The 11405-nt window shown below is 71.3% G+C and carries 12 protein-coding genes; 5 read left to right on the top strand and 7 right to left on the bottom strand.

The features are described 5' to 3' along the window. Positions 1-15: 15 nt before the first annotated feature. Both ACTJK8_RS19460 and ACTJK8_RS19465 read right to left on the bottom strand, forming a co-directional pair. Entirely contained in the window at positions 16-1905 is a 1890-nt protein-coding gene (locus tag ACTJK8_RS19460) for a methylmalonyl-CoA mutase family protein (protein WP_440762387.1), read from the bottom strand. Positions 1906-2140: 235 nt separating this feature from the next. Beyond that, entirely contained in the window at positions 2141-2944 is an 804-nt protein-coding gene (locus ACTJK8_RS19465; RefSeq protein ID WP_012320081.1) for an undecaprenyl-diphosphate phosphatase, read from the bottom strand. A gap of 254 nt (positions 2945-3198) precedes the next feature. Between ACTJK8_RS19465 and ACTJK8_RS19470 the strand changes: the two genes are divergently transcribed. Genes ACTJK8_RS19470 through ACTJK8_RS19480 form a run of 3 tightly spaced genes read left to right on the top strand, consistent with a single transcriptional unit; the run spans position 3199 to position 5926 of the window. Continuing rightward, entirely contained in the window at positions 3199-3891 is a 693-nt protein-coding gene (locus ACTJK8_RS19470; protein WP_012320080.1) for a glutathione S-transferase family protein, read from the top strand. Positions 3892-3920: 29 nt separating this feature from the next. Then, entirely contained in the window at positions 3921-5066 is a 1146-nt protein-coding gene (gene queG / locus ACTJK8_RS19475) for a tRNA epoxyqueuosine(34) reductase QueG (RefSeq protein WP_209650944.1), read from the top strand. After that, a complete protein-coding gene (locus ACTJK8_RS19480) occupies positions 5063-5926 on the top strand; it encodes an SDR family oxidoreductase (RefSeq protein ID WP_063111281.1) in 864 nt (287 codons plus the stop codon). The genes queG and ACTJK8_RS19480 overlap by 4 nt, the downstream gene beginning before the upstream one ends. Here the strand turns inward: ACTJK8_RS19480 and ACTJK8_RS19485 are convergent, their stop codons facing one another. From ACTJK8_RS19485 to ACTJK8_RS19495, 3 genes are read right to left on the bottom strand one after another with little or no spacing between them, the layout of a single operon-like run. Next, positions 5927-6751 (bottom strand): metal ABC transporter permease, encoded by an 825-nt coding sequence (locus ACTJK8_RS19485; protein WP_043074057.1) that lies wholly within the window; start codon positions 6749-6751, stop codon positions 5927-5929. A 47-nt stretch (positions 6752-6798) separates the two neighbouring features. Further along, positions 6799-7599: a metal ABC transporter ATP-binding protein gene (locus ACTJK8_RS19490; protein WP_063111282.1), complete on the bottom strand. Its 801-nt coding sequence runs from the start codon at positions 7597-7599 to the stop codon at positions 6799-6801. After that, positions 7596-7730 carry a hypothetical protein gene (locus ACTJK8_RS19495; RefSeq protein WP_020094646.1) on the bottom strand — a complete coding sequence of 45 codons (135 nt, stop codon included), beginning with the start codon at positions 7728-7730 and terminating at the stop codon, positions 7596-7598. The genes ACTJK8_RS19490 and ACTJK8_RS19495 overlap by 4 nt, the downstream gene beginning before the upstream one ends. Positions 7731-7854: 124 nt before the next feature. Between ACTJK8_RS19495 and ACTJK8_RS19500 the strand changes: the two genes are divergently transcribed. Continuing rightward, positions 7855-8340: a transcriptional repressor gene (locus tag ACTJK8_RS19500; RefSeq protein ID WP_063111283.1), complete on the top strand. Its 486-nt coding sequence runs from the start codon at positions 7855-7857 to the stop codon at positions 8338-8340. A 76-nt stretch (positions 8341-8416) separates the two neighbouring features. Here ACTJK8_RS19500 and ACTJK8_RS19505 read toward each other — a convergent pair whose 3' ends face one another. After that, positions 8417-9922, bottom strand: a complete 1506-nt coding sequence (locus tag ACTJK8_RS19505; RefSeq protein WP_012320074.1) for an undecaprenyl-phosphate glucose phosphotransferase — start codon at positions 9920-9922, stop codon at positions 8417-8419. A gap of 336 nt (positions 9923-10258) precedes the next feature. Further along, positions 10259-10606: an antibiotic biosynthesis monooxygenase family protein gene (locus ACTJK8_RS19510; protein WP_012320073.1), complete on the bottom strand. Its 348-nt coding sequence runs from the start codon at positions 10604-10606 to the stop codon at positions 10259-10261. Between the two features lie 356 nt (positions 10607-10962). Here ACTJK8_RS19510 and ACTJK8_RS19515 point away from each other — a divergent pair, with 356 nt between their 5' ends. Next, complete coding sequence (locus ACTJK8_RS19515) at positions 10963-11391, top strand: helix-turn-helix domain-containing protein (protein WP_081437813.1); 429 nt, start codon at positions 10963-10965, stop codon at positions 11389-11391. The last annotated feature ends 14 nt before the right edge of the window (positions 11392-11405 follow it).

Genomic DNA, 11405 nt, shown 5'->3' on the forward strand with positions numbered 1-11405 from the left:
GGGACCGGCGCCCCGTCAGCGCGACGTCTGCGGCGCCGGTGTCCGCATGGCCGCGCGGAGCGCCGCGTTGAGGAGGGCGAGCAGGTCGCAGCCGACATGCAGGAAGGCGGCCACGCCCGCCTGCTTCAGCGGCTCGGCCAGGTCCGTCGGCTTCCCGGCGAGGTAGACCGGTCCGGCGCCGGCCTCGGCGAGCGCCTTCGCCGTCTCGACCGCGCGCTCGGCGTAGATCCCGTCGGTGGAGCAGATGCAGGCGAGGCTGGCGCCGGACTCCCGGAACGCCGCCGCCGCCGACTCGGCGTCGGGGAAGCCCTCGTTCGAGAGGGACTCGAGTCCGCCGGCCGCGAAGGCGTTGGCCGCGAAGCTCGCCCGGGCGTTGAAGGCCGCCACCGGGCCGAGATTGGCCAGGAACACGACCGGTCTGCGCCCGGTCTTGGCGAGGAAGGCGTCCGAGGCGTCCCGGAGGGCCTCGTAGGGCTCCGCGAGGCGCTGGGACGGCAGCGCGTCGCAGGCGACCGCGGAACCCGCACCGAAGTTGGAGCCGCGCCCCGCCGCCACGGGCGGCACGTCGAGAACCGTGACCTGCTTCTCGGGGAGGTTCGGGAACTCGCTCGCACCCGTGAGCGGCTCGCGGCGGGTCGCCACCGCCTTGGCGCGGGCCTCGCGGGTCACCTCGATCCGCCGCTGGAGCTTGCCGACGCTGAGCGAGGCCACGATGCCGCCCTCGGCCTCGATCGCCTGGAACGCCGCCCAGCCCGCGTCGGCGAGCTCGGCCGTCAGGGCCTCGAAACCGCCGGCGCCCGCGGCGGGGTCGCTGACGCGCGCGAGATGCGACTCCTCGATGAGCACGATCTGGCTGTTGCGCGCCACGCGCCGGGCGAAGGCGTCGGGCAGGCCGAGCGCCTGCGTGTAGGGCAGGACCGCGACGCTGTCGGCGCCGCCCATGCCGGCCGAGGCCGCCGCCATGCCTGTGCGGAGGATGTTCACGAACGGATCGCGCTTGGTCATCATCCGCCACGCCGTCTCGGCGTGGAGCCGCAGCGGCTTCGGGTCCAGGCCGCAGGCCTGCTCCACCCGCGCCCAGAGGCGCCGCACGGCGCGGAACTTGGCGACGGTGACGAACTCGTCGGCATCGGCCGCCAGCAGCATCGCCACGCGGTCGCGGGCGCTCGCGAGATCGTGACCGGAGGCCTCCAGGGCGCGCAGGTAGGCGACGGCGGTGGCGAGCACAGCACCGAGCTCCGCCGCTTCGCCCGCGCCGCCCTCGTGGTAGGGCCGGCCGTCGGCCAGGAAGGCTCGGCCGCGGAAACCCGCGGCCTCCAGCTCGGCCACGGTCTCGGCGAGGCGGGGGGCGATGTCCGTCCAGACGGCCCCGAGGCTGCCGGTGGCCGCCAGGACGCCCACGGGATCGAGCCCGAGATCCAGATCGTAGGTCGAGAGATCCTCGCCGCGGCGCTCCGCCAGCGCCTTGACCAGCCGGGCCACCTCCAGGCCGCGGCCCCCGGCGTCGATCCGCAGGGCGATCAGCGGCAGCATCACGCCCTTCAGCGCGGCGTCGAGCTCCTCGACGCTCGCCGCCGTCAGACCGTAGCCGCGGGCGCCCGGCGCGCCCGCGAAGGCGAGCACGAGGGCATCGGCCCCGCCTTCGAGGTCGGTGAGCGCCTGCGCGTTGGCGGTGTTGAGGTCGGGATGGTCGACCCGCTGGGCGATCCGCCAGGGCCCGGGCTCGCGCACCGGCTGCGCCGCCGGCTCGGCCAGTCCGTAGAGGGGTTCGATCCGCAGGCCGTCGGCCGTGCGCGACACCAGCCGCTTATCGAAATCGGCCCCCTTCAGGACGCCTTCGACGAGGCCGAGCCAGCGGGCTCGGTCCGCGGGCTCGAAGAGGTCGGCGAGCGGTCTGTCTTCCATCGGTACGTCCCAGGGCGCGGCGTCTTCTGCACCGCTTTCATGCGTTTGCCTCGCACGCCGCCCCGCCGCTGGCAATCGCCCGATGGTTGAGGAAAGCTCAAGCCGCCGATCACCGATTTTTGAGGGCGGCGGCCGAGGCGAAGCGAGGAGCGCCCGTCAATCCGGATCGTCGCGCCGGGGCGCCGCCGGCGAGGCGGATGGGCCGTCGGGTGTACCGGGGCGCGGCGCCCTCGCGTCAGCCGAGGATGATCAGGCCGGCGAAGCCGAGGGCGCCGACGATGATCCGCCACCACGCGAACAGCCAGAAGCCGTGGCGGGAGACGTAGTCGAGGAGAAACCGCACCACGAACAGCGCCGAGACGAACGACACGATGAAGCCGATCACGATCAGGCCGACATCGTTGCCCGAAAGGTACTTGTAGTTGTCGAGCAGGTCCTTGGCGAAGGCGCCCGCCATGGTCGGCATCGCGAGGTAGAACGAGAACTCGGTAGCCGAGCGCTTGTCGGCGCCCATCAGCATCGCGCCCACGATCGTGGCGCCCGAGCGCGAGACGCCGGGGATCATCGCCAGGCACTGGAAGATGCCGATCTTCAGGTCCATCGGCAGCGTGAAGTCGTAGACGTCGGTCTTCTTCACCTCGAGGTCGGTGTCGTCGATGACGAGGAGAACCAGGCCGCCGGCCACGAGGGTCGCGCAGACGATCCACGGGTTGAACAGGTAGGCCTTGATCAGCTTCGAGAAGAGACCGCCGATGATCGCCGCCGGCAGGAACGCCACCAGGATGCCGAGCACGAAGCGACGGGCCTTCGGATCGGACGGGAGGGCGGTGGCGATCCCGAGGAGGCGGCGGAAATACACCAGCAGGATCGCCAGGATGGCGCCGAGCTGGATCAGCACCTCGAAGGTGTTGTTGGGCGAGTGGAAGCCGATGAAGTGCCCCACCAGCAGCTGGTGGCCGGTGGAGGAGACCGGGATGAACTCGGTCGCCCCCTCCACCAGGGCGAGCAGCACTGCCTTGCCGATGCTTGCGGGATCCATCGCGACGCCTTGATGCCGCGCGCGCGGCGGCCCCCGTCGGGCCGCCGCCTGCCACGCGAAATGGTTGTACCCGAGGCTTCGCCGATCAGGGTTGACGGGCAGTTACCGGGCCGGGCCGCGCGTGTTAAGGGCTCGGCAACGGTCGGGCAATAACGCTCGGTCCGAAGTCCTGCGCGCCGAAGACCTGCGCATCAGGACCCACGACGAGCGCGGGACCGGCCGCGCTGGCAGACCGAACGTCCCGCACGGCCTCGATGGCGACCCTCTACCATTTCCCCTTCTGCGCGAATTCCCGATTCATCCGTCTCGTGCTCGCCGAGATGGGCATGGAGCCGACGCTGTTCGAAGAACGGCCCTGGGAACGGCGCGACGACTTCCTGCTGATCAACCCGGCGGGCGTCACGCCCGTGCTGCTGGAGCAGAACGGGCTCGTGGTCCCCGGTGCGGGCGTCATCGCCGAGTACCTCGACGAGACCCGCGGCCTCGGCCTCTCCGGCCGGCGGATGCTGCCGGAGGACACGGTCGAGCGCGTCGAGGTCCGGCGGCTGCTCGACTGGTTCCTGGTGAAGTTCGAGTCCGAGGTGACCGCCTACCTCGTGAACGAGAAGATCTCGAAGCGCTTCATGTCGGCCAACGAGGGCGGCGGCCCGCCCGACATGAACGCGATCCGCGCGGCGCGCTCCAACGTGCGCTACCACCTCAAATACATCGGCTACCTGATCGCGCGGCGGCGCTGGATCGCCGGCGACAACCTGACCTATGCGGATCTCGCGGCGGCGGCCCATCTCTCCTGCGTCGACTACCTGGGCGACGTGCCCTGGGACGAGGACGAGATGGCGCGGAACTGGTACGCCCGGGTCAAGTCGCGGCCCTCGTTCCGCGCCCTGCTCGCCGACCGTGTGCCCGGCATGGCGCCGGCCGCCCACTACGCGGATCTGGATTTCTGAACGCGCGACGGACCTATCACGGCGCCGACCTGCGCCGCCTCGTCGAGGCCCGGGCCCGGACGCTCGGGTTCTGCGGCCTGCGCGTGACCCGTCCCGACCGGCTCCCCGACCTGCCGGGCCGCCTGTCCGCCTGGCTCGCCGAGGGCGCGCAGGGCACCATGGACTGGATGGCGGAGCGGGCCGACCAGCGGGCCAGCCCGATCGCGCTCTGGCCGGGGGTGCGCAGCATCCTGGTCCTGGCGATGAGCTACCGGCCGGAGCACGATCCCCTCGACCTCGTGGGACGCCGCGACCGCGGTGCCGTCGCCGCCTACGCGCAGCGGCGGGATTATCACGAGGTTTTGAAGGGGCGTCTGAAAGAGTTGGGCGGGTACCTGTCGGCCAAGGGTGACGTGCGGGTGAAGGTGTTCTGCGACACCGCCCCCGTCATGGAGAAGACCCTCGCGGAGGCGGCCGGCCTCGGCTGGCAGGGCAAGCACACGGTGCTGATCTCCCGCGGGCACGGCAACTGGCTGCTCCTCGGCGCGATCTACACGAGCGCGGAGTTCGAGCCCGATGCGCCGGAGCGCGACCATTGCGGTTCCTGCCGCGCCTGCCTGGACGTCTGCCCCACCGACGCCTTCCCGGCGCCCTACCGGCTCGATGCCCGCCGCTGCATCTCGTACCTCACGATCGAGCATGCCGGGCCGATCCCGGCGGCGTTCCGGGCGGCGATCGGCAACCGGGTCTTCGGCTGCGACGATTGCCTGGCCGTCTGCCCCTGGAACAAGTTCGCCCGCACCGCGGCGGAGAGCCGGCTCGCCGCGCGCGCGGAGCTGGCGTCCCCGGCGCTCGCGGATCTCGCGGAACTCGACGACGCGGCGTTCCGCGCCTTCTTCGCCGGCACGCCGGTGAAGCGTACGGGGCGCGACCGCTTCCTGCGCAACGTCATGATCGCGATCGGCAATTCGGGTGACCCGTCGCTGGCGGAGGCGGCCGTCGCGCGGCTGCGCGACCCGTCCCCGCTGGTGCGCGGCATGGCGGTCTGGGCCTGCGGCCGGCTGCTGGAGCCGGAGACCGTGCGCGCGCTCCGTCGGCAGCAGGGCGAGCGCGAGACGGACGCCCACGTGCGCGACGAGTGGCGGGCCGCGACCGGCTTGACGGGATCGCGGACGGACGAGACATCCGCCGCATGAATCTCTTCGTCTTCGGGCTCGGTTTCACGGGCCGCCACTTCGCCGCGCGGGCACGGGCGCGCTTCGAGACCGTCCGCGCGACCGTCACCGACCCCGCGGCCGCCGACCGCATCGCGGCGGAGACGTCCTTCGCCATGCGCGCCTTCGGGCCGGAGGCCGACGATCCCCGGATCGCCGCGGACCTCGCCGACACGGACGTGCTCCTGGTCTCGGCGCCCCCCGGCGAGGCCGGCGACCCGGTGCTCGCCCGCTACGCCGACGCCGTCGCGGCGAGCCGGATCCGCTGGATCGGGTACCTGTCGACCATCGGCGTCTACGGCGACCAGGGCGGCGCCTGGACCGACGAGGCCACGCCGGCGACCCCGCGCAGCGCCCGGTCCAAGGTGCGCCTCGACGCTGAGGCGGCGTGGCTGGCGCTCGGCGCCGCGACCGGCAAGGCCGTCCAGATCTTCCGGCTCTCGGGCATCTACGGACCCGGGCGCAACCCGATCGTGAAGCTGCGCGAGGGTCGCTCGCAGCGCATCGTGAAGGCCGGGCAGGTCTTCAACCGCATCCACGTCGACGACATCGCCACGACGCTGCTCGCCTCGATCGACCGGCCGCGACCGGGAGCGATCTACAACGTCACCGACGACGAGCCGGCCGCGCCCCAGACCGTGACCGAGCACGCCGCGGCCCTCACCGGCCTGCCGCTCCCGCCCGCGATCGATTTCGAGACCGCCGACCTGTCGCCGATGGCGCGCAGCTTCTACGGCGAGAACAAGCGCGTCCGGAACCGGCTGATCCGCGACGAGCTCGGCGTCGCGCTCGCCTACCCGACCTACCGCGAGGGTCTCGCCGCCCTCAAGGACCAGCCCTGATCAGGCTTCGAGGTGGCGCGGCCGGACGAGGCGGCGGAGCAGGCCGTCGCGGGGGCCGACCATCATCGAGGCCACGTAGAGCGCGCCGGCCGCCAGCACGATGGCCGGCCCGCTCGGCACGTCGTACCGGTACGACAGGCTGAGCCCCGACACGCTGGCCAGGGCGGCGATCAGCATCGAGACCGGGATCAGCCCGGCCAGGTCGCGCGCCCAGAACCGGGCCGCCACCGCCGGCAGCAGCATAAGCCCCACGGCCAGCAGCGTGCCGAGAGCCTGGAAGCCGCCCACGAGGTTGACCACCACCAGCGCCAGAAAGGCGAGGTGGACCGGGCCGCCGCTGCGGCTGACGCTCCGCAGGAACAGCGGGTCGACGCATTCCATCACGAGCGGTCGGTAGATCAGGGCGAGGGCCAGCAGGGTCAGCGTGCTGATGCCGCCGAGCAGCCAGAGGGCGGCGTCGTCCAGCGCCAGGACCGAGCCGAACAGGAAGTGCATGAGGTCGATCTGCGAGCCGCGCAGGGAGACCAGCAGCACGCCGGCCGCCAGGGAAATGAGGTAGAAGGCCGCGAGGTTGGCGTCCTCCCGCACGACCGTCGCCCGAGTGACGGCGCCGGCGAGCAGGGCGACCGCGAGCCCGGCGACGAGGCCGCCCAGCGTCATCGCCGGAAGGGACAGGCCGGCGACCAGGAAGCCGATAGCGGCCCCGGGCAGGATCGCGTGGCTCATGGCGTCGCTCATCAGGCTCATGCGGCGCAGCGTCAGGAACACGCCGATGGGCGGCGCCGAGACCGACAGCGCGAGGCAGCCCGCCAGGGCCCGGCGCATGAAGCCGAACTCCACGAACGGCGCGAACAGGGATCCGAGCGGATCGGTCACGCGGCGTCCTCGTGGTGGTGATGGTCCGCGCCACCGTGGTCGTGCGCCGGGGCCGCGACCGCCCGCGGCCCGGCGCAGATCGCCGCGCCCTCGTCCCAGGCCTCGGACAGGTTGCGGGCACGGGCGAGGTTCTCGGCCGTCAGGACCCGCGCGGTCGGACCCCAGGCGACCGGCTCTCGGGCGAGGAGCAGCGTCGTCGGGAAATGCGCGCGGACCTGCTGGAGGTCGTGGAGGGCGGCGACCACGGTCCGCCCCTCGGAATGCCACGCGCGGATGAGCGCCAGGAGGTCGTCCACCGTCCGCGCGTCGATGCCGGTGAACGGCTCGTCGAGGAGCACGACCGGACAGTCCTGCAGGATCAGCCGGGCGAACAGCGCGCGCCGGAACTGCCCGCCCGACAGGGTGCCGATCGGCCGCGCCGCGAAGCCGTCGAGGCCGACCGTGGCCAGCGCCGCCTGAATGGCCGGGCGACTCCGGGTGAGGCTGCGCCACGCCCCCGCGCGGCGCCAGAGGCCCATGCCGGCGAGATCCATCACCGTGAGCGGGAAGCTCCGGTCGATCTCGTCGACCTGCGGCATGTAGGCGAGGGCGCCCGCGCGCTCGATGCGGCCGTCCAGGCAGCGGATCTCGCCGGCCATGCCCTTGAGGAGCGTCGACTTGCCGGCCCCGTTCGGCCCGACCAGGGCGAGCAGGTCGCCGGCCCGCACGGATCCGTCGAGGTGGTGGACCGCGGGATGCCGGTCGTAACCGAGGGTGAGACCGACGAGGCGGATCGGATCCGGTATCGGGCCGCTCATGTGGCGAGCGCCCAGGCGATGGTCAGCCAGACCAGCGCGGAGAGCAGCGCGGCGAGCGCCAGCCGCAGGCCGATCCCGCTCTGGAACAGCGATCGCCGCGCCGCGTGTCTCGGGCTGGGAATGGTCGGCACGGAGTCCTCGTCGCGCGCTCACGCCGGCGCGGGCACCGCGCGGGGCTACTGGTGCGGTGCTGGGCGGCGGTGATACACTGTAACAAACCCGTGGGACAACCTGCGGATTACGTCTGGAGCAATCATGCACCGTCACGAGGGTCACGACGCGTGCCACGCCGGCACCGGTGACATGCTCGCGCGGGCCGAGGCCCTGTGTCGCGAGCGCGGTCTTCAGTTCACGCCCCTGCGCCGGGAGGTGCTGGAGGCCGTGGCCGAGGCCGGGAAGGCTCAGGGCGCCTACGACATCGCCGAGCGGCTGAGCGTGCCGGGCAAGCGCGTGGCGCCGGTTTCGGTCTACCGCGCCCTCGACTTCCTCATGGAGCAGGGGCTGGTCCATCGGATCGCGAGCCGCAACGCCTTCATCCCGTGCGCGCACGGCCACGCGCCCGGAGAGGGCGTCATCTTCCTGATCTGTCGCATTTGCGGGGGCGTCGACGAGGCCTCGTCGGAGGAGGTCGAGGGCAGTCTCGGGCGCACGCTCGAGCGGGCCGGATTCACGCCGAGCCACAGCATCTTGGAGGTCGAGGGCGATTGCGGCGCCTGCCGGGAGCGGAAGCAGGCCCTCTGAGGCGCACCGCCCGGGCTGGGAGGCCCGGCCGACCGCGCCGTGTACACCTGCGCGCCGGACGATCGCCGGCTGCCGGTCAGAAGGCGTTCTGGTAGGCGCGGCGCGAGACGACCGTCTGGATCATGATCTGGATGTCGAACCAGATCGACCAGTTGTCGATGTAGTGCAGGTCGCAGGCGACGCGCCGCTCCATGGCCAAGTCGGTCTGCGTCTCGCCGCGGTAGCCGTTGACCTGGGCCCAACCGGTGATGCCGGGCTTCACGTTGTGTCGGCGGGCGTAGAGGGCGATCCGGCGCTCGAAGCTGCGGTCGTGCGCCAGCGCGTGCGGGCGCGGACCGACCAGCGACATCTCCCCGCGCAGGACGTTGATGAGCTGGGGCAGCTCGTCGAGATTCGTCCGCCGCAGGATGGCGCCGATCCGGGTGATCCGGCTGTCGTTGCGGGTCGCCTGCCGGAAGGCGGCGTTCGGGTCCGCCCGCATCGACCGGAACTTGAACACGCCGAACGGCTGCTGATTGAATCCGTAGCGCTTCTGCCGGAAGAAGACCGGGCCGGGGCTGTCGAGCTTGATCGCCACCGCGATCGCGGCGAGCAGCGGCGACAGCGACACGAGGGCGATGGTCGCCACCGTCAGGTCGAGGGCGCGCTTGAGCATGACCTCACCCACGTTGAGCGGCCGGCGGCCGATGTTGATCCCCGAGACGCCGCCGACTCGGGCGACCTGCAGGTCGGGGAACCGGTCGAGGACCGCGCCGGGACGCAGGTGCAGGGCCGAGGGCACCCGCAGGAACGCGTCGATGCAGCGCTCGACCTCCGCGGTGTCGGCCCACGGCACCAGGACGAAGACGTCGTCCGGCCGCAGGAAGCGGACGACGGAGACGGCGAGGTCGAGGTCTTCCTGCAGCTGGTCGTGGCGCGTGGCCGCGTCCGCGCCGGGATCGACCCGCCGCAGGTAGCTCGTCCCGATGATCCGCGAGCCGAGCTGGTCGACCTCCTTGCCGGCGTAGAACCGCGCGATGTCCTCCTCGTAGCCCACGAGGTGGATCCGGCTGGCGGTGGCCGAGCCGGCGCTCAGCCGCTCGCGCACGAGCCGCCGCACCGCGGCCCGCGCTCCGATCAGGACCGGCAGGCCGGCGGCGAAGATCCCGAGCGAGACGAGCCGCGAGTAATCGTTGGTCGTCTTCGTCATGAAGCTGACGACGAGCACGGCGGCCCAGGCGATCAGCCAGAGGGAGGCCACGCGCTGGATGCCGGGCTTCTGCGCCATCACGTTCTCGAGGCTGTACTCCTCGCGGAGCACGTTTGTGGCGACGATCACCAAGGCGAGCAGCGCCGACAGCCGCAGGCCGCGGACGAGACCCGCCCAGACCGTGCTGTCCTGCGCGATGGCGTGGTAGGCGCATTCGAGGCCCAGCGTCACCGCCACGATCGCCGCCATGTCGGTGACCGCGAGCCCCGCGGAGAGGGCGATGCGCGCCAGCGCACGACCGCGGCGCGGCAGCAGGGCCGACCACACGTTGCGGCGGCGCTCCGCCGAGGTCGGCAGCGCCTGAAACGTCTCCGGAAGCCGATCGTGAAACATCTGACCCGCAACGTCCCGTCTTAGTCGGACTCTGTACCAGTCTGAGACACGAAAGGTTTCAGCGCCGCCTGGTGACGGTGACGGAGCAAGCCGCGGGCCCCGCGGGTTCACGATCGCAGTCACGAAGGAAGGCTGCGACCTAGGGCGAGCCTCCGGACGTTGCAATACATGATTAATGCTGAGTGACTGTTCGGCGCATCCGGCAGGGGCCAGATTTGGTAGGGAACCATTTTCGCCGGAGCTATTTCAATTCACGCGGGTTTCTTAACTCACGGTTTCAACCGCGTCGGTGCCCGCGTGCGACCCCGGCCACGGGAGGGCCGGGGTCGGTCTCGCTCAGACGGCGTCGGCGTCCTGGCGGGCGTCGGCGGAGCCGCCGACCGTCTGGATCGTCTCGAAACCTTCGAATTGCGGGTGGCCGAGATACAGGGGCTTGGTCGACGGGACGCGACCGTGCGCCTTGCGGAATTGCTCAGACCGGGTCCAGGCCTCGAAATCCGCGCGCGATCGCCAGATCGTGTGGGAGGCGTACAGCACGTGATCCTCGTGCTCGGGCCCGCGCAGCAGGTGGAATTCCACGAAGCCGGGCATCTCGCCGAGGTGGCTGTCGCGCCCGAGCCAGACGGCCTCGAAATCCGCCGTCGCGTCCTTAACGACCTTGAAGCGATTCATCGCGATGAACATGCGTGTCTCCTGCGCGGTACCGAACCTACATGCCTCGGTGTTCGTAAGGGGAACGCCCGCGCGGCGACAAGGCGCACCCTTAAAAGCAGCCGAGACCTCAGCGTCGACATTTGAGCAACAATGTTGCAAAGATGTGTGGGCTTAAACTAGAAGATGTAATCTTCGACTTGCGAAGCTTGACAACTTGGTGTCCTACTGCGCCGCGGTTCAGCTGTGTCGGGATCAGGGCTATAGCCGGATAGCGGCACGGAGTACCGGCAGCCTGGCGTGCAGGACATGCGACGAAGGGGCGGACGGTGAAGCGGCGCGACGGCGAGGCGAAGACACCGCGTCTGCAGGAGGATGCAGCCCACGCCATGGAGAAAGAGACCTCCGGCCAGACGATGCCGAAGCAGACGACCGACGTCGATCGCCTGGTCGGCATCCGGATCACCGCCCTGCGCAAGGCCCGCGGCATGAGTCAGACCGCTCTGGGCAACGCGGTCGGCGTGACCTTCCAGCAGGTGCAGAAATACGAGAAGGGCCAGAATCGCGTCGGTGCCGGCCGGTTGCGCGAGATCGCGCGCCTCCTCGAGGTTCCGGTCTCCGCGTTCTTCGAGGAGAGCGAGCCGCGCGAGAACGCCCAGGAGGACGTGTTCGGCTTCCTCAGCGCCCACGGCGCCATCGAGCTGCTGCGCGCCTACGCCCAGATCGAGGACGAGCAGATGCGCCGCGACGTGCTCGCGCTGGTCCGCAGCGCCGCCCGCCTCGCGCAGAACCGCGCGCCGACGACGGATCCGGCCTGACAGGCCCGGCAGGC

This window comes from Methylobacterium sp. 22177 (genome assembly GCF_052045615.1).
GTDB lineage: Bacteria > Pseudomonadota > Alphaproteobacteria > Rhizobiales > Beijerinckiaceae > Methylobacterium > Methylobacterium radiotolerans.

Coding starts and splice junctions, on each gene's coding strand:
- ACTJK8_RS19505 (WP_012320074.1), bottom strand. CDS start 9,922: ATGTTTCACGATCGGCTTCCGGAGACGTTTCAGGCGCTGCCGACCTCG.
- ACTJK8_RS19485 (WP_043074057.1), bottom strand. CDS start 6,751: ATGCGCCGGGCCCTGGCGGGCTGCCTCGCGCTGTCGGTCTCGGCGCCG.
- ACTJK8_RS19465 (WP_012320081.1), bottom strand. CDS start 2,944: ATGGATCCCGCAAGCATCGGCAAGGCAGTGCTGCTCGCCCTGGTGGAG.
- ACTJK8_RS19510 (WP_012320073.1), bottom strand. CDS start 10,606: ATGTTCATCGCGATGAATCGCTTCAAGGTCGTTAAGGACGCGACGGCG.
- ACTJK8_RS19490 (WP_063111282.1), bottom strand. CDS start 7,599: ATGAGCGGCCCGATACCGGATCCGATCCGCCTCGTCGGTCTCACCCTC.
- ACTJK8_RS19480 (WP_063111281.1), top strand. CDS start 5,063: ATGAATCTCTTCGTCTTCGGGCTCGGTTTCACGGGCCGCCACTTCGCC.
- ACTJK8_RS19470 (WP_012320080.1), top strand. CDS start 3,199: ATGGCGACCCTCTACCATTTCCCCTTCTGCGCGAATTCCCGATTCATC.
- ACTJK8_RS19460 (WP_440762387.1), bottom strand. CDS start 1,905: ATGGAAGACAGACCGCTCGCCGACCTCTTCGAGCCCGCGGACCGAGCC.
- ACTJK8_RS19500 (WP_063111283.1), top strand. CDS start 7,855: ATGCACCGTCACGAGGGTCACGACGCGTGCCACGCCGGCACCGGTGAC.
- ACTJK8_RS19515 (WP_081437813.1), top strand. CDS start 10,963: ATGGAGAAAGAGACCTCCGGCCAGACGATGCCGAAGCAGACGACCGAC.